This window comes from Geodermatophilus sp. CPCC 206100, assembly GCF_048569675.1.
Taxonomy (GTDB): Bacteria; Actinomycetota; Actinomycetes; order Mycobacteriales; family Geodermatophilaceae; genus Geodermatophilus.
The window spans coordinates 24,682-45,817 of sequence record NZ_JAQISV010000041.1; the positions used below are offsets into that span (position 1 = coordinate 24,682).

The 21,136-nt window shown below is 73.4% G+C and carries 20 protein-coding genes; 7 read left to right on the forward strand and 13 right to left on the reverse strand.

Going from position 1 to position 21,136, the window contains the following annotated elements; genetic code table 11:
• Positions 1-21: 21 nt before the first annotated feature.
• Positions 22-1,245 (forward strand): PucR family transcriptional regulator, encoded by a 1,224-nt coding sequence (locus tag PGN05_RS18380; RefSeq protein ID WP_419754011.1) that lies wholly within the window; start codon positions 22-24, stop codon positions 1,243-1,245.
• On the opposite strand, the gene PGN05_RS18385 is transcribed toward PGN05_RS18380, so the two are convergent.
• Positions 1,136-1,660: a CBS domain-containing protein gene (locus tag PGN05_RS18385; protein ID WP_419754012.1), complete on the reverse strand. Its 525-nt coding sequence runs from the start codon at positions 1,658-1,660 to the stop codon at positions 1,136-1,138. The two genes, PGN05_RS18380 and PGN05_RS18385, sit on opposite strands and share 110 nt — an antisense overlap.
• A gap of 407 nt (positions 1,661-2,067) precedes the next feature.
• On the opposite strand from PGN05_RS18385, the gene PGN05_RS18390 reads away from it, so the two are divergent.
• On the forward strand, positions 2,068-2,550 hold the full coding sequence (locus tag PGN05_RS18390) for a DUF1707 SHOCT-like domain-containing protein (protein WP_419754013.1): 483 nt from the start codon (positions 2,068-2,070) through the stop codon (positions 2,548-2,550).
• Between the two features lie 87 nt (positions 2,551-2,637).
• Here the strand turns inward: PGN05_RS18390 and PGN05_RS18395 are convergent, their stop codons facing one another.
• A complete protein-coding gene (locus PGN05_RS18395; RefSeq protein WP_419754014.1) occupies positions 2,638-2,916 on the reverse strand; it encodes a hypothetical protein in 279 nt (92 codons plus the stop codon).
• A gap of 207 nt (positions 2,917-3,123) precedes the next feature.
• Positions 3,124-4,428 carry an AraC family transcriptional regulator gene (locus PGN05_RS18400; protein WP_419754015.1) on the reverse strand — a complete coding sequence of 435 codons (1,305 nt, stop codon included), beginning with the start codon at positions 4,426-4,428 and terminating at the stop codon, positions 3,124-3,126.
• Here PGN05_RS18400 and PGN05_RS18405 point away from each other — a divergent pair.
• Together PGN05_RS18405 and PGN05_RS18410 are read left to right on the forward strand one after the other, a co-directional pair.
• The gene (locus PGN05_RS18405; RefSeq protein WP_419754016.1) at positions 4,334-5,923 is read left to right on the forward strand and encodes an FAD-binding oxidoreductase; all 1,590 of its coding nucleotides are present in this window, start codon (positions 4,334-4,336) and stop codon (positions 5,921-5,923) included. The genes PGN05_RS18400 and PGN05_RS18405 overlap by 95 nt on opposite strands.
• Before the next feature lie 134 nt (positions 5,924-6,057).
• On the forward strand, positions 6,058-7,164 hold the full coding sequence (locus PGN05_RS18410) for an NAD(P)-dependent alcohol dehydrogenase (protein ID WP_419754017.1): 1,107 nt from the start codon (positions 6,058-6,060) through the stop codon (positions 7,162-7,164).
• A 218-nt stretch (positions 7,165-7,382) separates the two neighbouring features.
• Here the strand turns inward: PGN05_RS18410 and PGN05_RS18415 are convergent, their stop codons facing one another.
• On the reverse strand, positions 7,383-8,837 hold the full coding sequence (locus PGN05_RS18415; RefSeq protein WP_419754018.1) for a PLP-dependent aminotransferase family protein: 1,455 nt from the start codon (positions 8,835-8,837) through the stop codon (positions 7,383-7,385).
• Between the two features lie 118 nt (positions 8,838-8,955).
• On the opposite strand from PGN05_RS18415, the gene PGN05_RS18420 reads away from it, so the two are divergent.
• Positions 8,956-10,068 carry a cobalamin-independent methionine synthase II family protein gene (locus PGN05_RS18420; RefSeq protein WP_419754019.1) on the forward strand — a complete coding sequence of 371 codons (1,113 nt, stop codon included), beginning with the start codon at positions 8,956-8,958 and terminating at the stop codon, positions 10,066-10,068.
• Positions 10,069-10,146: 78 nt separating this feature from the next.
• Here PGN05_RS18420 and PGN05_RS18425 read toward each other — a convergent pair whose 3' ends face one another.
• The 7 genes from PGN05_RS18425 to PGN05_RS18455 all read right to left on the reverse strand — a co-directional run bounded on the left by PGN05_RS18425 (position 10,147) and on the right by PGN05_RS18455 (position 16,826).
• A complete protein-coding gene (locus PGN05_RS18425) occupies positions 10,147-11,172 on the reverse strand; it encodes an AAA family ATPase (RefSeq protein ID WP_419754020.1) in 1,026 nt (341 codons plus the stop codon).
• A 131-nt stretch (positions 11,173-11,303) separates the two neighbouring features.
• The gene (locus tag PGN05_RS18430; RefSeq protein ID WP_419754021.1) at positions 11,304-12,371 is read right to left on the reverse strand and encodes a DNA polymerase domain-containing protein; all 1,068 of its coding nucleotides are present in this window, start codon (positions 12,369-12,371) and stop codon (positions 11,304-11,306) included.
• Positions 12,372-12,422: 51 nt separating this feature from the next.
• Entirely contained in the window at positions 12,423-13,985 is a 1,563-nt protein-coding gene (locus PGN05_RS18435; protein WP_419754022.1) for an alpha/beta hydrolase, read from the reverse strand.
• A 90-nt stretch (positions 13,986-14,075) separates the two neighbouring features.
• Positions 14,076-14,234, reverse strand: coding sequence for a hypothetical protein (locus tag PGN05_RS18440; protein ID WP_419754023.1), 159 nt, complete (start codon positions 14,232-14,234; stop codon positions 14,076-14,078).
• A 10-nt stretch (positions 14,235-14,244) separates the two neighbouring features.
• On the reverse strand, positions 14,245-14,988 hold the full coding sequence (locus tag PGN05_RS18445; protein ID WP_419754024.1) for a class E sortase: 744 nt from the start codon (positions 14,986-14,988) through the stop codon (positions 14,245-14,247).
• A 57-nt stretch (positions 14,989-15,045) separates the two neighbouring features.
• Positions 15,046-16,119 carry an ATP-dependent DNA ligase gene (locus tag PGN05_RS18450; RefSeq protein WP_419754025.1) on the reverse strand — a complete coding sequence of 358 codons (1,074 nt, stop codon included), beginning with the start codon at positions 16,117-16,119 and terminating at the stop codon, positions 15,046-15,048.
• A 5-nt stretch (positions 16,120-16,124) separates the two neighbouring features.
• Positions 16,125-16,826, reverse strand: coding sequence for a signal peptidase I (locus PGN05_RS18455; RefSeq protein ID WP_419754026.1), 702 nt, complete (start codon positions 16,824-16,826; stop codon positions 16,125-16,127).
• Between the two features lie 84 nt (positions 16,827-16,910).
• On the opposite strand from PGN05_RS18455, the gene PGN05_RS18460 reads away from it, so the two are divergent.
• Together PGN05_RS18460 and PGN05_RS18465 are read left to right on the forward strand one after the other, a co-directional pair.
• Positions 16,911-17,879 carry a hypothetical protein gene (locus PGN05_RS18460; protein ID WP_419754027.1) on the forward strand — a complete coding sequence of 323 codons (969 nt, stop codon included), beginning with the start codon at positions 16,911-16,913 and terminating at the stop codon, positions 17,877-17,879.
• Entirely contained in the window at positions 17,876-18,664 is a 789-nt protein-coding gene (locus tag PGN05_RS18465) for a hypothetical protein (protein WP_419754028.1), read from the forward strand. Before PGN05_RS18460 ends, PGN05_RS18465 begins: the two co-directional genes overlap by 4 nt.
• 38 nt (positions 18,665-18,702) lie before the next feature.
• On the opposite strand, the gene PGN05_RS18470 is transcribed toward PGN05_RS18465, so the two are convergent.
• Both PGN05_RS18470 and PGN05_RS18475 read right to left on the reverse strand, forming a co-directional pair.
• Complete coding sequence (locus PGN05_RS18470) at positions 18,703-19,389, reverse strand: LuxR C-terminal-related transcriptional regulator (protein WP_419754029.1); 687 nt, start codon at positions 19,387-19,389, stop codon at positions 18,703-18,705.
• On the reverse strand, positions 19,386-20,900 hold the full coding sequence (locus PGN05_RS18475; RefSeq protein ID WP_419754030.1) for a sensor histidine kinase: 1,515 nt from the start codon (positions 20,898-20,900) through the stop codon (positions 19,386-19,388). Before PGN05_RS18475 ends, PGN05_RS18470 begins: the two co-directional genes overlap by 4 nt.
• Between the last annotated feature and the right edge of the window lie 236 nt (positions 20,901-21,136).

Below are 21,136 nucleotides of genomic sequence, written 5' to 3' on the forward strand. Positions count from 1 at the left end.
CAGTGACCAGGAGGAGGGGCCGTGGCCCGCAGCCAGGACCGCCCCGGCCCGCCCGACCCCGACTCGGCCCTCGACGACTGGCTGGAGACGGTCGGGGCCTCGGCTGCGGCCGCCGTCGAGGCGCCGGCGGACCTGCTCGGCGGCTACCTGCCGCTGCTCGCAGACGCCGCCATCAACAGCCGCCGTCCCGACTCCTTCGAGCTCGACGCGGTCCGGGAACTGGGCCGGCGCGCGGCCGCCCGGGACGTCAGCGCGCGCCGCGCCGTCGACCTGTACCTGTCCGCGGCCTGGCGGCTGTGGCGGCAGTTGCCGGTCGTCGTCCGCTCGTCCGATCCGGAGAAGGTCCGCCGGGCCGCCGAGGCGGTTCTGCGGGTGCTCGACGACGCGATCGGCGTGCTCGTCGACGGCCACCAGGCGGAGCGCCGCGCGATGATCCGGCAGGAGGAGGCGCTGCGCGTCGAGTTCGTCGACGACCTGCTGCGCGGGGACGCCGACGTCTCGCGGATGGTGGAGCGGGCCGAGCCGTTCGGCATCGACCTGGGCAAGTCGCACCAGGTCGCGCTGGTGGCCCCGCGCGAGGACGACGGCCCGGTGGACCGGGTGGCGATCGCGCTGGAGCGCGCGGTGGTCGAGCGGTTCGGCGACCGGGAGGTGCTGGTCGCCACGAAGGACGGCCGCGTGGTCGTCGTCGTCCCGGGTGGCTCGGTCCCGGCGCTCGCCCGGCCGAGAGGCGGCGACGTGGGCGCGGCGATCCAGGAGGACCTGCACCGTCGGCAGCTCCCGGGCCGCTGGCGTATCGCCGCCGGACGCGCCTTCCCCGGCGCCTACGGCGTCGCCCGCTCCTACGAGGAGGCACTGGAGGCGCTGACCTTCGCCGACCGGCTCGGCCTGGACGCCGACGTGGTGCACGCCCGGGACCTGCTCGTCCACCGGGTGCTCGGCCGCGACCAGGCGGCCATGGTCGACCTCGTCCGTGACGTGCTCACGCCCCTGGACCAGGTGCGCGGCGGCGCGGAGGTGCTGCTGGAGACCCTGCGGGAGTACTTCAACGCCGGCGAGGTCGCGACCGAGGCCGCCCGCCGGCTGCACGTCTCGGTGCGCACGGTCACCTACCGCCTGGCCCGGGTCGCCCAGCTCACCGGCTACCGCGTCTCGCGGCCCGACCAGCGGTTCTCACTGCACGCGGCCGTCCTGGGCGCGCAGTTGCTCGAGTGGCCCGCGAAGCCGCTGCCCGCCGAACCGTGACCCGCTCGGGGCGATCCTCCACCGGGTCGACGCGCCGCTGGACGGCGGACGCCAGCCCCACTCCGACGCCGCGGCGACGGGGTCGGGATCGCCCCTCGTCCGGAGGCGCGGCCGCGGCCATTTCCGCCGAGTGCCACAGCGTGACCAGGCCGAAGAGCCGACCGTCCCGGTCGACCACGGGGACCGCGTCGACGCCGGCGCCCACCATGGTGCGGGCCACCACGGCCACCTCGGCGCCGTCGAGCACCCTGGGGCGGGGGCGCCGCGCAGCAGGGAGTGCGCCGCCGTCCGGGTGCGCGGCCATCGGCGCGACGGCCGCGACTTGCCGAGCGTCGGCAGCCCGAGCGGCCGCCGGTTGGCCGGTGGGAGGCGTGGGCGGGACGCCTCCCCGGCGGCATGCTCGAGGGGAGCACATCCGGAGGAAGGGGAGGAGACGACGTGCAGGCCACTCTCGTCAGAACGGCCGTGCCGGAGATCGGGCAAGCCGTAGAGACGGATCACTCGGGGTCCCGCACCGGTGGGCAGGGGAGTCCGGTGACGGACGTCGTCGAGGAATGGGGGCTCCAGTCCTTCCCGGCCAGTGATCCGCCGGCCAACTGGTGATCGGCTCCCGAGCCGAGGTGCGTGACCGGCGGGCGGCGACGTGGTGCAGGTGCTGTCGGCCGATCTGGTGCGGCTGACGCGGGAGGCGTCCCGGCGCAGGAGGGTCTCCACGGGAGGCGCCTCGTGTGGTTGCGGAACCGCGCGCGTCGGAACCTGCCCGGTCCCCGGGGGGCGGGTGCAGGCTGTGGTCCTCTGCGCGTCACTCTGGGAGGAGCAGCCATGCCGCCCCTGATCGATCTGGACAGCGGGACCACGTCCGCGCCGCGGATGCGGGCATCGGACGCCGACCGGCTGGCCGTCGTGAAGCACCTGCAGGACGCGGTGGCCCGCGGCCTGCTCACGCCGGACGAGGGCAGCGAGCGGATGGCCGACGCCTTCGCCGCCGTCCACCGGACCGACCTCGACCCCCTGGCCGAGGACCTCCCGCCGGCGCCGGCTGAGCGCACGGCGCCGGGTTGGCGGTCACTCGGGACGCTGGCGGTCGAGCAGGTGCGGGCCTCCCTGACCACCGCCGCCACCGGCCGGTTGAGGACGGCGCGGGTGGCGGTCGTGCTCGTCGTGGCCTCCCTCTTCCTCGTCCTCCTCGGCGCGCTGAGTGGGGTGGCGATGTCCGACAGCGGTGGCAGCGGCGGCGGTGGCGGTGGTGATGGCTGGCACGAGCACTGGGACCACGACCGGCACGGCGACTGGGACGACGACTGACCTGCTCGGCGATCCACCGGCGTCCGCGCGGCCCGGATCACCCGTCGTCGCTGGCAGGACGACTGGCGCGTCGATCGGTCCGTCCGATCAAGCGGTGGCGGCCAGCTCGGGACTGGAGCGCATCTCCACGTCGAGCACGCTGGGGACCCGGTGCAGACGAGCCTCCAACAGGTCCAGCTGGTCAGCCCCGAGGATCACGTCGAGGGTCGTCCTCCAGCGTCCTGCAGTTGCTTCGTCGGCCGCGAAGTAGGTCAGCGCGTAGTTGCGTCCGGTCAGCATGGTGAGCACTCGCTGGACGCCGGAGAGGTCCGTGACGGTGACCGAGAGCTTGGCGGTGTTCTTGCTGTGACTGTGACGGGGGAGCATGGTTCCTCCGAGCCCGAGTGGCTCTGGTGTTCCGGGACTGCTCTCGACACGGGGCCACGGACCCGTCGGCTCGAGAGTCAGACGCCGGCGGGCCCGCACGAAATGAGTCGCCCGGTCACATCGGGAGGCTACGTCTCGGGCGTTCAGGCCACAACCGACGCACAGCCACGGACGGCGCAGCGGTGAGCTCCGCGTGCCGGGCAGCGCTCAGGTCCGCCGGCGGAGGGTCTCACCGGGGGAGGCGCCATGGCGTTCGCGGTACTGGGCGGCGAAGCGTCCGTGGTGGAGGAAACCCCATCGTGCCGCGATCTGCGCGACGGTCGTCCTCGCTGGATCGGCTCCGAGCAGCTCGCGGTGCACGTGCCGGAGGCGCACCTGGCGGAGGTACTCGGTCGGGGACATGCCCAGGGCGCGGGAGAAGCCGTGCTGCAGGCCGCGGACGCCGACCCCGGCGGCGCGAGCCACGTCGACGACGGTGATCGGGTCGGCGGCGTGCTCTTCGATGAAGGCGCGGGCCCGCCGCACCGTGGTCGCGCCGACGCCGGCCGCCGGCGCGGCCAGCTCGTCGAGGTGGTCGTGCCCAGCGGCGTACAGGAGCCCGGTCAGGATGCTGTGCACGTACGGAGCCGCTACGGATGGCTGCCGGAGCAGCGAGTCCCGGTCAGCGATGCAGTGGGCCAGCGCCCGGACGAGGGCGAGCCACTGTTCGCCACGCCCGGTGGAGACGTCCATGGCCAGCTCGAAGTCGACCGATGCGCGCAGCGGCCGGTCGAGCAGCTGTTCCAGCGCCTGGTCCAGGGTCGGTTGCGGGATCCGGAGGGCCAGCACCGGCGCCGGGGAGCTCCAGCTCGTGAACGCGGCGGCACGGTCGGGGCGGTAGACCGTCGCCGTCCCCGGACTCACTGTCGCCTCCCGGGGCCCGCAGCGGGCGACCATCGACGCCGTGGTGGGCACGTTGACCTGGTAGTGGCCCTGGTGGAAGCCCTCGATGCGGACCTCCGTGTCGTAGGTCAGCCAGCCCACGGTCAGTGGTCCGAACGACGCGGCTTCGAGCGACATGGCGAACCGCGCGGCGTCACCCAGGACGGTGACACGGTGTGGGTGGTAGACCCGGGAGCCCACCTCGCGGGCCTCGTCCGGGTCCCTGCTCAGGATCGAGACGTCGGGGCAGCACCGAGCGCCGGGCCGTGGTTGTGCTCGCACGTCCGGTGCGTCCTCCTCCCCGGAGGTCCACGGAGCGACATCGTCCGGCCGGTTTGCGACCAGTTCCCGGGACTTCGTTGTGTCCCCGGACACAACGAAGTCTCCTACAGGGGCGCTGATGACCCAAGGGGATGCGCGTCCTCCGGGTCGGCGCCGGCGATCCACAGCCAGGTCTGTGCGACGCCCACACCATCCGCACGACGAAGGAGTCCCCGTGGCCCGTCTCCTGCCGCCCGGCTTGTCCGAGTCCGAGTTCGACGCGGCGACCGCCCGCTTCCGAGAGGTCGTCGGCGAGAAGTACGTCGTCACGGACGATGGCGACCTGGCCCGCTACCGCGACCCGTACCCGGTCGGTGGTGAGCCGGCCGCCGGCGCCTCGGCTGCGGTCGTCCCGGAGACCACCGAGCAGGTGCAGGAGATCGTCCGGATCGCCAACGAGTACGGCATCCCGCTGTCGCCGATCTCGACCGGGAAGAACAACGGGTACGGCGGCGGCCAGCCCCGGCTGTCCGGCGCCGTGGTCGTCGACACCGGGCAGCGGATGAACCGCATCCTCGAGGTGAACGAGAAGCTCGGCTACGCCCTGCTGGAGCCCGGCGTCTCCTACTTCGACCTCTACGACCACCTGCAGGCGAACGCCCCCAGCCTGATGCTGGACTGCCCTGACCTGGGCTGGGGATCGGTCGTCGGCAACACCCTGGACCGCGGCGTCGGCTACACCCCGTACGGCGACCACCTGATGTGGCAGACCGGCATGGAGGTCGTGCTGCCCACGGGAGACGTGATGCGCACCGGTATGGGTGCGGTCCCCGGCAGCAACTCCTGGCAGCTGTTCCCCTATGGGTTCGGGCCGTTCCCGGACGGGATGTTCACCCAGTCCAACCTGGGCATCGTCACCAAGATGGGGATCGCGCTGATGCAGCGCCCGCCGTCCTCGACGACGTTCGTGATCACCTTCGACAGGGAGGAGGATCTCGAGCAGGTCGTCGACATCATGCTGCCGTTGCGGATCAACATGGCCCCGCTGCAGAGCGCGCCGACGCTGCGCAACATCGTCCTGGACGCGGGGGTCGTCTCGAAGCGCACCGAGTGGTACGAGGGCGACGGTCCGCTCCCGCCGGAGGCCATCGAGAAGATGAAGAGCACTCTGGGCCTGGGCTACTGGAACCTCTACGGCACCGTCTACGGACCTCCGCCCGTCATCGACATGTACCTCGGCATGATCAGAGAGGCCTTCCTGTCGGTGCCCGGCTCGCAGTTCTTCACCCACGAGGACCGGGACGAGGCCACTGACCGCGGCGCGCACGTCCTGCACGACCGCCACCGGATCAACAACGGCATCCCGTCGCTGGACGAGATGAAGCTGATGGAGTTCGTGCCCAACGGCGGGCACATCGGCTTCTCGCCGGTCTCGGCCCCCGAGGGTGCCGACGCGCTCAAGCAGTCCCTCATGGTCCGCCGACGGGCCGACGAGTACCGCAAGGACTACGCCGCCCAGTTCGTCGTCGGTCTGCGGGAGATGCACCACATCGGGTTGTTCCTCTTCGACACGGCCGACCCGCAGGCGCGGCAGGAGACCCTCGATCTGGCCCGGGTGCTCATCGACGAGGCGGCCGCCGAGGGTTACGGCGAGTACCGCACGCACAACGCCCTGATGGACCAGGTCATGGCGACCTACAACTGGGGCGGCGAGGCTCTGCGGGAGTTCCACGAGACGATCAAGGACGCCCTCGATCCGAACTCCATCATGGCTCCCGGCAAGTCCGGGATCTGGGGTCGGAAGTACCGCGACCAGGCGCTCTGACCGGCAGCGCCTCGGTGGGCGGCAGTCGCCCGCCCACCGAGGCCGCTCGGCCCCTGGTGCGCGTACGTCCAGCGCGGTCCGTCGCGCCGTCCCAGCCCTGGCCCGACCGGCCACCTGTCCTGAGGAGCACTGCCATGACCACCACCACCACTGCTGCCGTCGTCGAGAGCGGCGGGGCCGGGTTCACGCTGTCCGACGTGGAGCTGTCCGAGCCGCAGGCCGGCGAGGTCCGCGTCCGGGTCGTCGCTGCCGGCGTCTGCCACACCGACCTCACGGTCGCCTCCGGCGCGCTGCCCTTCCCGCTGCCCGGCGTCCTGGGACACGAGGGTGCCGGCGTCGTCGAGGCCGTCGGGCCCGGCGTGGACCGTGTCGCCGTCGGGGACAACGTGCTGCTGTCCTTCACCTCCTGCGGGCGGTGCGTGCACTGCCGCGACGGGCACCCGGCGTACTGCACCACGTGGGTGCCGCTGAACCTCATCGGTGGCGCCCGGCTCGACGGGACCAGCCCGGTCCGCCGGGACGGCGCCGACCTCGGCGGCCACTTCTTCGGCCAGTCCAGCTTCGCCCGCCAGGCCATCGTCGACGAGCGGAGCCTGGTCGAGGTCGCCGCGGATGCGCCGCTGGAGCTGCTGGCCCCGCTCGGCTGCGGGGTGCAGACCGGTGCGGGCGCGGTGTGGAACGTGCTGGACCCGCGCCCCGGCGCTCGTCTGCTGGTCACCGGTGCGGGAGCGGTCGGGCTCTCGGCGGTGATGGCGGCGGCCCTGACCCCGGCCCTGCAGATCATCGCCGTGGACCGGGTGCCCGCGCGGCTGGAGCTGGCCGGTGAGGTCGGCGCCACCGACACCATCGACACCTCCACCGCGGACCTGGAGGCGGCGGTCGCCGAGCTCACCGGTGGGCACGGGGTGGACGGCGTCGTGGAGACCACGGGCAACGTCGAGGTGCTGGAGGCCGCGGTGCGCAGCCTCGCCGTGCGCGGCACGGCGGTGATGGTGGGCGCGCCGGCGTTCGGCAGCACGGCCGCGGTGGACGTGAACTTCATGCTCCCGGGCCGCAACGTGGTCGGCCTCACCCTGGGCGACAGCGAGACCGAGACGCTCATCCCGGTGCTGGTCGACCTCGTGGCCGGCGGCCGCCTGCCGATCGGCAAGCTCATCGGGCACTACGAGTTCGAGGACATCAACACCGCCGTCGAGGACATGACGTCGGGGACGACGATCAAGCCGGTCCTCACCTTCTGAACCATGCCGGGGCACGTCCGGACAGCGGCCTTGTTCCGCAGTCCCTGTCCAGGCGGCGGTCCCCGGCACCGAGGAACCTCGCAGGGGCGCGGCGTGAACGCGGCGAACCCCTCGGAGGGGACTGCGGGCCAACGGCCGGTGCCGCCTCCAGGCCAGAGGATCGGCCGGGGTTCATCGCAGTGGTGGCTGCGGCGGCGTCCCTCAGTACTCGCTGGAGCTCACGGGTGAGGGGTCTGCGCGCCGGCTCCTCGGCGGGCTGTGACGAGCTGCCCGAGGTGCTCGAGCTGGCGTTCGGTGGTGGGCTGCCAGGGGAAGCCGGTGTTGAGGCGCACGAAGTCCCGGTAGCTGCCGCTGGGGGAGAACATCGGGCCGGGGGCGATGCGGACGCCGTCGGCCGCGGCCACCCGGTGGAGCTCCACGGCATCGACACCATCGGGGAGCTGCAACCAGAGGACGTGCCCGCCGTCGGGGCGGGTGGCGCGCGTATCGGGTGGGAAGTAGCGGGTGACCGCACGGATGGTGGAGTCCATCTGCTCGCGGTACATGCGGCGGACCCGACGGAGGTGCCGGTCGAAGCCCCCGCCGTCGACGAAGGCCGCGACGGCCAGCTGGGGAGCGGGCGCCGTGGCCTGGTTGACGACCAGTTTGAGCAGCTGCAGCTGGTCGCGGTAGCGGCCGGGGATGGCCCAGCCGACCCGGAGGCCGGGAGAGAGGGTCTTGCTGTACGAGCCGCAGTAGAGCACCAGGCCGCGGCGGTCGAAGGCCTTGACCGCCCGGGGGCGGGATCCGGAGAAGGCCAGGTCGCCGTAGACGTCGTCCTCGACCAGTGGGACGTCGTGGGTCTCGAGCAGGTGGACCAGTCGGGCCTTGGCCTCGTCGGGCATGCAGGAGCCGGTGGGGTTGGAGAAGGTGGGGACCAGGGCGACGGCGGCGATCCGCTCGGTACGCAGCACGCCGGCGAGCTGGTCCAGGTCGATGCCGGTGCGGGGGTGGCTGGCCACCTCCACGGCGCGCAGGCCGAGGGAGGCGAGGACCTCGAGCAGCGCGTAGTAGGTGGGTGACTCGATGGCCACGGTGTCACCGGGTCGGGTCACCGCCCGGATGGACAGGTAGACGGCTTCCTTCGCGCCGCTGGTGATGACGACATCGTCCGGGGTCGCCGCGATGCCGGCGTCCAGCCCTCGGCGGGCGACGGTCCGGCGCAGGGCCGGGGTGCCCGGCGGGGCGTCGTAGGAGTGGCAGGCCGACGGCTGGTACCGGAGCGCCTGGCCCAGCAGCCGGTTCAGCGCATCGACGGGCACGAGCTCGATGCCCTGGACGGCGGCGCCCAGGGTGGGCTCGTGCGGATTGCCGATGCCGAGGTTGAGCGTGACCGCGAGGGAGGCGTCGACGCGGCCGGCGACGCCCGGGGGAGTGGAGGGTTCCGGCTCGCGCAACTGCGGCGGGCCGGGGGCGCGCACGTAGTGACCCGACTGTGGGCGGGCCTGCACCAGTCCCCGATCCTCGAGCACCCGCAGCGCCGCGAGGGCTGTGGCCACGCTGACCTGGTGCTGCTGCCGCAGCTTGCGCACCGACGGGATGCGATCGCCGGGCTGGTGGACCCCGGACCGGATGGAGGCCTCGAGGCCGGCGGCGATCTGCTCGTAGAGCGGAGCTGTCCCCGCGACGCTCACCCGGCGGACTGTACCGGGCACAGTTCGGCCGATGGGGGAGCCGAGCCCGACTGTGCCGGTCCCGAATGCGGCCAACTGTGCATTCCGGGCCGGCCGGCGGCGCCCCTAGCGTCGCGACATGCGGACCAGCACCGAGCGGATCCTGACCACCCACACCGGCAGCCTGCCCCGGCCGGACGGGCTCGACCGCCACGACCCCGAGGCGGTGCGGGCCGCGGTGCAGACCACCGTGCGCCGGCAGCTCGAAGCCCGCGTCGACAGCATCAACGACGGGGAGGTCAGCAAGCCCAGCTACGCCACCTACGTGACCGAGCGGCTGTCGGGATTCGAGGGGGAGCCCGTGCCGCTGGACATGCGCGGCTTCGACGTCTTCCCCGAGTTCGCCCAGCGCACGTTCGGGAATCCCGACCTGGCGGCCGTGATGGCCAACCCCAGCTGCAACGGTCCGGTCGCCTACGTCGACGGGACGAAGGTCCAGACCGACATCGCCAACCTGCAGGCGGCGGCCAGTGGGGCCCCGGAGGTCTTCATGTCCGCGGCGTCGCCCGGCGTCATCGAGATGTTCATGCCCAACCGGCACTACCCCAGCACCGAGGACTACCTCGCGGCGCTGGCCGATGCCATGAAGGAGGAGTACGACGCGATCGCCGCCGCCGGTCTGGTCCTCCAGCTGGACTGCCCCGACCTGGCCTGTGCCTGGGCGATCGGCCCCGAGAAGACCCTCGACGAGTTCCGCCGGGTGGTCGCCCAGCGCCTGGAGGCCCTGGACCACGCCACCCGCGACGTCCCGGCGGAGCAGATGCGGCTGCACCTGTGCTGGGGCAACTACGAGGGCCCCCACCACACCGACATCCCGCTGGCCGACATCATCGACCTCGTCCTGGCCGCCCGACCGGCGGCCATCTCGTTCGAGGCCGCCAACCCCCGCCACGCCCACGAGTGGAAGATCTTCGAGGACGTGAAGCTGCCCGACGGCAAGCTCCTCGTTCCCGGGGTGCTCGACTCCAAGACCAACTACATCGAGCACCCCGAGCTGGTCGCCGAACGGCTGCAGCGCTACGCCGACCTCGTCGGCCGGGAGAACGTGATCGCCGGCAGCGACTGCGGGTTCGCGACCTTCGCCGGGTTCGTCCCCATCGACCCGAGGATCACCTGGGCGAAGCTCACCGCCATGACCGAAGGCGCCCGCCTGGCCAGCCAACAGCTGTGGGCCACCACCAGCGTGCACTGAGGCGTTCCAGTTCGTCGTCGGACTGATCGAGGGCGATCTCGATGGAGGCGCGGGGTCGAGTCACAGCCGTCCTGGACGTCACCCGAGCCAGCGTTGCCATCGGGAGAGCTCGGGTTCACGCGCCGGCTCTTCGCCCAGCGAGCGAGCAGCCTCGGCGACGTCGTCCGCGGTGAGCGTGGTCACGTCGGCACGGTCGAGCGCATCGACGCTCCGGTCCTCGTCGCGCGTCAGGCGCAGGGCCTGGCGGTTGAGCGCCTGCTCGAACAGGGTGCGGGCGAAGCGCGCGTTGCCGGACTCCTCACCGGGGCGGCGGCCACCGAGGATGCGGCGGAGCGTCGCTTCGGCGCCAGGCTCCAGCGCGTACTCGTGCTGAGCCAGGATGAGCGCGAAGATCGCTTCGAGTTCGTCCGTCGAGTAGTCGGGGAACCTGACCTCGCGAGCGAACCGGGAGCGGAGGCCGGGGTTCGAGAGCAGGAACGACTCCATCAGCCGGGGATAGCCGGCCACGATCACCACGAGGCGATGGCGGTGGTCTTCCATGCGCTTGAGCAGGACCTCGACTGCCTCGGGCCCGAAGTCCAGCCGGCCGTCGCCTTCCGGGGCCAGCGAGTAGGCCTCGTCGATGAACAGGACGCCGTCGAGTGCCCGGCGGATCACACGATCGGTCTTGATCGCGGTCGCACCGACGTACTGCCCCACCAGAGCGGCCCGATCGACCTCCACCAGGTGGCCCTTCTGCAGCAGGCCGACCGCCCGGTACATCTCGGCCAGGAGCCGCGCCACCGTGGTCTTGCCCGTGCCCGGGTTCCCGAGGAACACGAGGTGCTGGGACGTCGCCACCTCGGGCAGGCCGTGCGTCTTGCGGCGCGCCTGCACCTGCAGGAAGGCGACGAGCGCCTGCACCTGCTCCTTCACCGTCTCCAGTCCGACGAGCGCATCGAGCTCCGCCTGCACCGCCGAGAGCGGCCGAGCCGGCCCGGGGCGGCCGCCGAAGAGGTCGCTCACCAGGTCGTCCACGCCCCGCAGACCGGGCCGCGGGAGTTGATCGCCCAGGCGACCGACGGTCTCACGCAGGTCATCGAGTGACTTGCGCTTGGAAGCCATGCCGGCAGCCTAGGGGCCGCGGGGGCAGAGGACCCGTCGTCAGAACCGCTCGAGAGACACGGGGGGATCCCGCTCGGGCTCGCGGTTGTCCGGGAAGAGCGGCCTGGGCGTGTGTGTGGTCCGGCGTCCGATCACCCGTCGTCGCTGGTGGGACGCCTGGCGCGGCTGGGCTGGACCCGCATCGGCTCGCCCGGCATCTTCGGGTAGTCCGGGGGATAGGGGAGGTCGCCGAGGCCGTCGTCCTGCGCCTGGCGCTCGGCCAGCTCCAGCAGCGGCTCGATGCCGAACGCGTGGTCGGCCAGCCCGGCGTGTTTGTCGCCGACCTCCGTGAACCGGGCCGGCATGGTGAGGACGTCGAAGTCGAACGGCGAGACGTCGGGCAGCTCGTCCCAGTCAACCGGCGCCGACACCGGCGCGTGCGGCTTGGGGCGGATGGAGTACGCCGAGGCGATCGTGCGGTCCCGGGCCATCTGGTTGTAGTCGATGAAGATCTGCTCGCCGCGCTCCTCCTTCCACCACGACATGGTCACGCGGTCGGGGATGCGCCGTTCCAGCTCCCGGCCGAACGCGATGACCGCACGGCGCACGTCGGGGAAGGTCCACCGCGGCTGGATCGGCACGTAGATGTGCACCCCGCGCCCGCCCGACGTCTTCGGCCAGCCCTGCATGCCGAACTCGGCCAGCAGCTCGCGCACGTGCGGCGCCACCCACACCGCGTCGGAGAAGTCGGTGCCCGGCTGCGGGTCCAGGTCGATGCGGATCTGGTCGGGCTGCTCGACGTCGGTCTTCGACACCGGCCACGGGTGGAACGTCAGCGTGCCGAGGTTGGCGCACCAGGCGACGACGGCGACCGAGTCGGGCGCGATCTCGTCCGCCGTCCGGCCGCTGGGGAAGGTGATGTGCGCGGTCGGCACCCAGTCGGGGGCGTTCTTGGGGACCCGCTTCTGGTAGAACGCGTCGCCGGTGTTGTCCACGCGGGTGGAGATCCGGGCGCCCTCGAACACCCCGCCCGGCCACCGCTCCAGCGTCGTGGGACGGTCCCGCAGCGCGTTGAGGATGCCGTCGCCGACGCTGACGAAGTACTCGACCACGTCGATCTTGCGGATCCCGCGCTCACCGAAGTACGGCTTCTCCGGACTGGAGACCCGCACCTCCCGCCCGTCCACCTGGAGGACGACGGCGTCCTTCGCCGCCGCCATCACCGGCCCGTCCCGAGGGTGCTCATCCGGGCACCCTAGGACGAACCCCCGTCAGAACGGGCAGGTCGTCCCCTCGGCGGGGACGGTGAGGTCGATGAGGTAGGCGTTGACCGCCCCGTTGACGCAGTCGTTCTTGGGGTAGGCGGTGTGGCCCTGTCCCTGCCAGGTGAGCAGCACGCCGGACGCCAGGTCCGCGGCCATGTCGACCGCGCCGGGCAGCGGCGTGACCGGGTCCCCGGAGTTGCCGACCACGAGGATCGGCGCGGCGCCCTGCGCGTCCCGCTCGGGCAGCGGCGTGCGCTCGGCCTCCCACACCGTGCAGGGGTACAGACCGGCCGCGGCGCCCGCGCCGAACAGCGGGTAGCGCTGGCCCCAGTCGGCGGCCAGCACCCGGATGTCCTCCTCGGGCACCTCGGTGTCGGGGTCGCTGTCGGCGCAGTTGATCGCCGTGTTGGCGTCGATGAGGTTGGAGTAGGAGCCGTCCTGCAGCCGGCCGTAGTACGTGTCGGCGAGGGAGAACAGCGCCTGCGCGTCGCCGGCCTGCGCGGCGGCCAGCCCCTGCGCGAGCTGCGGCCAGGCGGTGGTGCTGTAGAGCGCGGCCTGGACGGCGGTCATGATCACCCCCGGGGTGGCCTGCCGCGTCTCACCCGGGCGGGCGCTGGGGATGGGGGCCGCGGCCGCCCGCGCCAGCAGGTCCTCGACGAAGCGCCGCGGCTCGGCGCCGATCGGGCAGCCGGCGATCAGCTGGGTGCAGTTGGCCGCGAAGGCGTCGAAGCCGGCCTCGAACGCGGCCGCGCTCGCCTCGGCGTCGGCCTGCGGGTCGGCCTCGGGGTCCACCGCGGCGTCGAGCACGAGGGCCCGCACCCGGTCGGGGAACAGCTCGGCGTAGGTCGAGCCGAGCGTCGTGCCGTAGGAGTAGCCGAGGTAGGTCAGCTGCTCGTCGCCCAGGGACTGGCGCAGCAGGTCCATGTCCCGGGCGGTGGCGGTGGTGGAGAAGGTCCCGAGCGCGTCGCCGTACTCCTCGGCGCAGCCCTCGGCGGCCTCCTGGGCCATGGCGAACACCGCGTCGAGCTGCTCGTCGGTGACCGGGCGCGGCTCCGCCGCGACCATCCGGTCCTTCAGCTCGTCGGGCACGCACTCGACCGGCGTGGACAGCCCCACGCCGCGCGGGTCGAAGCCGATCAGGTCGAAACGGCGCAGCACGTCCTCGGGGAGGGTCAGCGCCCGCCCGATGGCGGCGTCGGCCCCCGACGCGCCGGGGCCGCCGGGGTTGACCAGCAGGGAGCCGATGCGGTCGGCCTGCCCGGCCAGCCGCGCGCGGACCAGGAAGATCGGCATGGTCGCGCCGTCGGGCTCGTCGTAGCTGATCGGCACCTCGGTGCGGCCGCACTCGAACGCCACGTCGCGCTCGCTGCCGGGCCGGCCTTCCACGAGCGGCTGGATCTGCTCGTCGCAGTCGGTCCAGGTGATGTCCGCGGCCGTCGGCTCCGCCGGGGTCGCCGAGGCCGCCGCCGAGGACGACTCGGCCGCCGTCGTGTCGGAGGACGAGGTGCAGCCGGAGACCGCCACGAGCAGCGCGGAAGCGGCCGCGACGAGACCGGGGGACAGACGCATGATCACGAGCGTATGAGGCGGGCGGGCCCGCCGCATCGAGGTGTCCGCGGGGTCACAGACCCCGACGGAGCGTTGCCGGCGTCCGGCGGGTCAGTCCACGACGGTGACGTCGGCGAACGGCAGGTACGGCTCGACGTGAGGGAACACGACGAAGAGCAGCAGCGCGCTCACCGCCGCGATCAGGACGAGGGACAGCAGGGCCTTGACGGCGGTGCCGCCGGGCAGGTGGCGCCAGATCCAGGTGTACACGGTGTCGTCCTCACTGCCCGTTCAGGGCCGGCGGGCCGGCGGGGGCGTCGGCGCGGGCGATCGGGGCGCCGTCGAGCACCGCGTGCACGATCAGCCGCTGCCGCGCGGAGTACTCGGGGTGGCAGGTGGTGAGGGTGAGGTACGCGCCGGTGGCCGGGCCGTCCGCGGCGCCGCCGGGGGTGGGGGAGATCACCGCGACGTCGGCCGGCGACACGATCTGCTGGCCCGGCACGGGGGAGGGGCCCCCGGCCAGGTCGCCGGTCACCGGGTCGCCCAGGACGCGGTAGACGAACCAGCTGTCGGCCGTCTCCACGATGATCGGGTCGCCGGGGCGCATCTCGTCCAGCTCGAGGAAGGGCGAGCCGCGGCCCACCCGGTGGCCCGCGACGGCGAAGTTGCCCTGCTCCCCGGGCATCGCCGTGTCGCGGTAGTGGCCGGGTCCCTGCTCCAGGTCCTCGGCCGCGGTGCCCTCCACGACGGCGCGGGCGTAGTCCTCGCCCAGCCGCGGGATGTGCAGGAAGGCGAACGCCTCGCCGTCGGTCAGCTCACCGGGCACGGCCCGCGCCGCCGGGGCCTCCCGGCTCCACTCCTCGCGGAGCTCGGTGGTGAGGTCCTCCTGCGCCGCTGCACTCTGCAGGTCGGTCACCCACAGCTCGTAGACGACGAACAGCAGCAGCACGAACCCGACGGTCAGGAAGGTCTGGCCCAGACCGCGGGCCGTCGTCCGCAGCAGGTCCCCCACGTTCCTCGACACGGGAGACCACTCTATGTCCGGCTGCGGCTGCGCCGTGTCCGCGACAGGCCGCCGGAGTCAGCCGGCGAACACTTCCGCCAAGTCGTACCTCACCGGCACCTCCAGTTGCTCGTACGTGCAGCTGCGCGGCTCCCGGTCGGTGCGCCAGCGCAGGAACTGGCCGGTGTGCCGCAGCCGCCGTCCCTCCAGCTGGTCGTACTTGATCTCCACGACCAGCTCCGGGCGCAGGGGCACCCACGAGAGGTCCTTGCCGGCGTTCCAGCGGCTCTGCGCGCCGGGCATCCGGTGCTCGCCGTCCCCGTTGGTCTCGGCGTTGGCCCAGCTCTGCCAGGGGTGCCCGTCCAGCGCCTCGGCCCGGTACGGGGCCAGCTCCTCCACCAGCTCGGCCCGGCGGGCCATCGGGAAGGACGCCGCGACGCCGATGTGCTGCAGGTCGCCGTCGTCGTTGTAGAGCCCCAGCAGCAGCGAGCCCACGATCGGGCCGCTCTTGTGCCAGCGGAAGCCGGCGACCACGCAGTCGGCGGTGCGCACGTGCTTGACCTTCGTCATCAGCCGCTGGTCGGGGCCGTAGGGCAGGTCGGCGGCCTTGGCGACGACGCCGTCCAGGCCGGCGCCCTCGAACTCCTGGAACCAGCGCTGCGCCGTCCCGGCGTCCTGGGTGATGGCGGTGACGTGCACCGAGTCGGTGCCCGCCCCGATCACCTCGCGCAGGCGGGCCTGGCGCTGCTCGAACGGCGTCTCCATCAGTGACTCGTCGCCGAGGGCCAGCAGGTCGAAGGCGACGAAGGACGCCGGCGTCTGCTCGGCCAGCAGGTTCACCCGCGACTCGGCCGGGTGGATGCGCTGCAGCAGCGCCTCGAAGTGCAGCCGGTCGCCCTGCGGGACGACGATCTCGCCGTCCACGACGCACCGCTCCGGTAGCGCGGCCTTGACCGCGGCGACCACCTCGGGGAAGTAGCGGGTGAGTGGGCGCTCGTTGCGGCTGCCCAGCTCCACCTCGTCGCCGTCGCGGAAGACGATGCAGCGGAAGCCGTCCCACTTGGGCTCGTAGAACAGGCCCTCGGCGGTGGGCAGCTTGGTCGACGCCTTGGCCAGCATCGGCTTGACCGGCGGCAGCAGGGGCAGGTCCATGCTGGTCAGTGAAGCAGTCCGATCGCCGACCGGGGTGGCGGGACGGCCGGGCGGGCGACCTGGAGGTGCACGGTCGCGTCGCCCGTCAGCGGGGTGGGCGGTTCCTCGCCCCGGTCCGCGGTCGTCGTGGAGCGGTCCCGCTTCGCGGACCGGTCGCGGTCGGGAGACTCCTTCGGCCGCGGTCCCGGTGAGAGGGCGATGACGGCGCACACCAGGACGATCAGCATGCCCGCGCCCTTGGGCGACTGGAGGATCGACGCCGTCCGGCCCAGGTCGTCCACGCTGAACGCCAGCTCGCCGCGCACGGCGGAGGCGGGGACCGGGTCGACGTCCGGGGCGTTGTTGGCGTCGCCCTGGGTGGTGAAGACCGGAGTGCCGCTCGATGCGTCGACGGCCATGATCCGGTGGGTCACCAGCTCGGGGGCGTCGGGCCGGCGCTGGAAGGTGATGACGTCGCCCACCTGCAACGTCGCCGGGTCCTCGACCGGCTTGGTGAAGGCCATGGCCCCGACCGGCAGGCCCGGCGTCATGCTGCCGCTGAGGACGGCGAGAGCCGCACCCCCGGTCACCATGGGATAGGCGACCAACCCCAGGGCCGCGCCGGTCCCGGTCAGCAGGACCGCGCCGAGCACCCAGGAGGCCACCCGGCGCAGGGTGTGGACCCACGCGCTGCCGGCGGCTGTCGAGGTGGGGGCAGGGGAGGGCACGCTCCGATGCTCCCCGGCGGGCTCGCTCCCGACATCATCGATTTTGTCGATGTGCGCCGTGTTCCGGCGCACGAGCATGGGCACGTGCGCCGACCCCTCCCCGCCCTCGGCGCCGTGCTCGCCGTGGCCGCCGTGCTGGCCACGCCCGGCACGGCGCTGGCCGGCGAACCACTGGCCCCCGGCGGCAGCCAGACGCTCGACGTCCCGCTGCCGGCGGGGTGGGCCACCGACGTGGACCGCCTCGGCGTCTCCGTGAGCGCGCTCACGCAGTGGGAGAACGACTGCGTCGAGCCGGAGTCCGAGTCCGGCGACGACACCTGCGGCGACGAGGAGGGCGAGCTGGCCGACTTCCTGGAAGCCACGGTCGCGGGCGGGGTGGACGGCGAGACCGGCTGCCGGGCCACCGGCGAGGGCGTGCCACTGGCCCTGATCGACGGGGTCGCGAGCAGGTTCGACGTCGAGGGCGTGAACTGCCTCGTGCTCCGCCTGGAGTTCCCGGACGGGGGATCTGCGGACCCCGACAACCTCGCCCAGTCCGACAGCATCACGTTCAGCCTCGGCGTCGTCGGCGAGGAGGAGCTCGCCCCGCCCTCGGACGACGACGAGACGACCACGGCCGAGGACCCCGTCGACGGAGCCACGTCCGACGGCGCGACCTCCGGCGGTGCAGCATCCGGGAACGCGGCCACCTCCTCGGGTGGCGGTGCGGCAGCCGCCGCGGGTGGGCCGGTCGGGACCGGCACGACGACGGGGAGCGCCACCGCGGCAGGCGGCGGCGCCGGTGGTGCGGCCGCCGCGGGCGGAGCGACCCCGGCCGGCGCGCCCGCGCCTGTCGACGCCGGCACCAGCGTCGCGGCGGACGGACCGGTCGTCGGACGGGTGGACACGCCCGTCACCGTCGACGACGGCGGGGTCGCCGTGGCCACCGAGTCGGCGTCGACCTCCATCGTCGGCCAGGCGCTGGCCTGGGGCAGCACGTTCCTCGGCGCGGTCGTCCTCGGCGGCCTGGTCTTCGTGGTGGTGCGCCGCCGGCGCTCGGGGCGTGCCGCGTGAGGCGCCGCACCGCGCTCGGACTGGGGAGCCTGACCGCCGCGACGGCGCTGCTGCTCGGCCTCGGCGGCACGACCGCCCTGCTCAGTGACACCGCTTCCGAGTCGGCCGTGGCCGGCGCCGGATCGCTGCGCCTCTCGCGTACTGACAGCGACACGGGCGTCGAGTTGCAGGCCGGGAGCACGGCGACGATCCCGCTGCAGGCGCAGCTCTCCGGCGGCGCACCTGCCGTGCTCAAGGTCTCTGCTGTAGGGGAGTCGGGCGCTGCACCGTGCCCGGCGGGAGTGACGATCTCCGTCGACGTGCCGCACGAGGAGAGGCAGGAGCCGACGGATCTCTGCGGCCTCCTGCCCAGCACCGGCCCGATGCAGGCGAACGTGCTCCTGCTCGAGGCGGATGCCGCGCCGATCGACCTTCCGCTGACGGTGCTGCTCATGGCGGAGGGGACGTCACCAGCCGCAGATTGGGAGGGCGTGCTCAGCTTCACGTTGCAGCACCCGGACGGCGGCTTCAGCGACCAGGCGGACGTGGCGCTGCGCGTCAGCCCCCCGGTGCCCGTCCCGGTCGAGGAGTCGCCGAACGTGACTGCTCGCACGAGCGACGAGCTGACCGATGAGTCCGGCGACTCGCCCGGGCAGACCGCTGTCACGGGCGACGTCGACGGGGGTGCCGGTGAGGACGTGGACAGCGATCCCGAGGCGGAGCAGTTGCCCACGGACGCCCCCGGGAACACCGCCGCGGACGCAACCGTGGCCGACGGCTCGCCGACGGGTACGACGGCCGACTGAACCTGATCACGGCCGGGCGCGGCGCCCCTGGGTCCCGGTCAGGTCACAGGGGTGGCGCCGGGCAGGTCCAGCCAGCCGGACCGGCGGGCCAGTGCGACGGCCTGCAGCTGCGAGGTCACCTCCAGCTTGGTCAGCACTGCCCGGATCTGCGTGCGCACGGTGGCCTCGCTGACGTGCGCGGTCGCGGCGATGGTGGCCGCCGGCATCCCGGTGGCCAGGCAGCGCAGCACCTCTCCCTCGCGGGCGCTGAGTTGACGGAACGGCGCCAACCGGGCGTTCTCCTCCGCCCGCGCCCGCCGGGCGGCCGCGAGCAGGTCCTGGCGACGTCCCTCGGACAGCACGGGCCGGCCCTCGCGGACCGCGGTGACCACCTGAAGGAGGTCGTCCAGCCCCGTGTCCTTGGGCAACACGGTCACCGCACCCCGCTCGACGGCGGTTCCCCACGTGCCGTCTCCCGTCTCGCCGGTGACCACGACGACGCGGCACCCGGCGGCCGTCACAGGGCCGACCAGGTCCAGGCCGTCGATCGGCACGCCGTCCACGCCGGTGCCGAGCCGCAGGTCCAGGAGCACCGTGGCCGGGGCCGCCGCGGCGCAGGCGCGTTCGATGTCGGCCGCCGACGTCGGCGGCACCCGCTCCGCGCGGATCCCGGCGGCGCGCAGCCCGATCTGGACCGACTGGGCGAACAGGGAGTGGTCGTCGACGAGGATGACCGGTTCCGTCACCCGGCCAGCTTCAGCGGCACCGCGGTGTCCCGCATCCCGGACGATCTTGTTCCGGGGGCGGTCGGCGGGTGGAGGGGCAACCGGAGCACGAAGCGGGTCCCCGCGGTCACGTCCTCGGCGACGAGGTCGCCCCCGTTCCGTCGGGCGAGGTCGCGGGAGATGGCCAGGCCCAGGCCCTCCCCGGGGCTGCCCGAGCGGCGGGCGCCGGCCTCGAACGCGGCCGCGCGGCGGGCCGCCGGGAGGCCCGGGCCGTCGTCGGCGACGGTGACGGTGAGGGAGTCGTCCACGTCCACGGTGACCCGGCACAGCGCTCCCGGTGCGTGCACCAGGGCGTTGCCGAGCAGGTTCCCCAGGATGACCGCGAGTGCGTCGCCGTCGACGACGACCGGCGGCTGCTCCGACGGTGCCCAGTTCACCCGCAGCCCGCGCTCGCGGTGGCCGATCACGAGGGCCCGCACGAGCCCGTCGAGGTCGACGCTGCTGACCGACGGCGGCCGGTCGGGCAAGCGCAGCATCCGCTCCAGCCGGGCCAGCTCGACCGCGACGGACTCCTCGAGGTCGGCGCGCGCCGCGGCGGCCTCCGGCCGGGTCAGGTGGCGGACGGCGGACGACCCGGCGCGGACGCCCGCGACTGTGGCCCGCGCGTCGTGCAGGCAGCCGCGGGCCTGCTGCAGCTGCCGCTCGTGTCCGGCCAGCTGCTCCAGGAGCCCGGCGACGTAGCGCTCCTGGCCGGCCAGCGCGTCGGCCAGGCCCCGGGCGGCGGTGTCGAACGCGACCAGCGCGACCAGCAGCAGTCCCAGGTCGGAGACGGTCTGCACCTCGGTGGTGGTGGCCGGCAGCACCGACGGCAGCCCGCTGAGCGCGGTGAGCAGCCCGACGGCGAGTGCGACGACGGCCAGGGTCCGCGCCGACCGCAGGTCCCGCACACCGAGCGGGTCGATGCGCCACGCTGCGACGGTGACGGCCAGCCACGGCGCTCCGGCCAGCAGGTAGGCCGCCGGGACCGTCGCCCAGGCCAGCGCGGGCCAGGGGCCGGCCACCGCGACGAGTGCCAGTGCGGCCCCGGTCGTCACGAGCGCGGTGAGGCTCACCAGGACGGCCCGCTGCAGCCGCGGCCGGGTGACGGGGTCGGTGAACGCACGGAGGCTGGCGACGGCCGCCCACGCGACCACGCACAGGCCCGCGGCGGTGGCGACGGCCGGCCAGCGGCCGTCGAGGAGGGCGTCGACCGCGATCGCGGCAGGGAGTTGCAGCCCCAGCAGCACCAGACCCATCCCGGTCTGCCACGTGGCCCGCGTCCCGGTGACCCGCCAGCGCAGCAGGAACCCGGCGCCGGCGGCGAACAGGCCCAGGACGCCGAGCACGACGAGCACCGCGTGCCGCGCCTCGTCGCTGGCCAGCGCGAGGACCGCGAGCAGCCCGACGACGGCGGTCAGGCGGCGGGTCGAGGTCCGGCTCCACGTGCTGCGGACCGTGCCGGCGAGGGTGCCGCCGCGCGTCGTCGTCCTCATGTGCCCCGCGTCCCCGTTCGCAGAACCAGCCGTTCTCGCGAGGAGGAGACCACAGGACCCGGATCCCGAGCGCAGGGGAGTGGCGAGTGCGACTCGCGTGCCCAGTGTGGCGGAGGTGTCGTGGAGCGCAGGGCAATCAACAGTTCTGACGATGCCGCGGCAGCTGCCCGGAACCGAGTCTTGGGTCGTTCGCCGCGCAGACGTCCGGCGAGAACCGTCGCCTCGACGGGGACACC

Coding starts and splice junctions, on each gene's coding strand:
- PGN05_RS18385 (WP_419754012.1), bottom strand. CDS start 1,660: ATGTGCTCCCCTCGAGCATGCCGCCGGGGAGGCGTCCCGCCCACGCCT.
- PGN05_RS18390 (WP_419754013.1), top strand. CDS start 2,068: ATGCCGCCCCTGATCGATCTGGACAGCGGGACCACGTCCGCGCCGCGG.
- PGN05_RS18395 (WP_419754014.1), bottom strand. CDS start 2,916: ATGCTCCCCCGTCACAGTCACAGCAAGAACACCGCCAAGCTCTCGGTC.
- PGN05_RS18410 (WP_419754017.1), top strand. CDS start 6,058: ATGACCACCACCACCACTGCTGCCGTCGTCGAGAGCGGCGGGGCCGGG.
- PGN05_RS18420 (WP_419754019.1), top strand. CDS start 8,956: ATGCGGACCAGCACCGAGCGGATCCTGACCACCCACACCGGCAGCCTG.
- PGN05_RS18425 (WP_419754020.1), bottom strand. CDS start 11,172: ATGGCTTCCAAGCGCAAGTCACTCGATGACCTGCGTGAGACCGTCGGT.
- PGN05_RS18430 (WP_419754021.1), bottom strand. CDS start 12,371: ATGGCGGCGGCGAAGGACGCCGTCGTCCTCCAGGTGGACGGGCGGGAG.
- PGN05_RS18435 (WP_419754022.1), bottom strand. CDS start 13,985: ATGCGTCTGTCCCCCGGTCTCGTCGCGGCCGCTTCCGCGCTGCTCGTG.
- PGN05_RS18450 (WP_419754025.1), bottom strand. CDS start 16,119: ATGGACCTGCCCCTGCTGCCGCCGGTCAAGCCGATGCTGGCCAAGGCG.
- PGN05_RS18475 (WP_419754030.1), bottom strand. CDS start 20,900: ATGAGGACGACGACGCGCGGCGGCACCCTCGCCGGCACGGTCCGCAGC.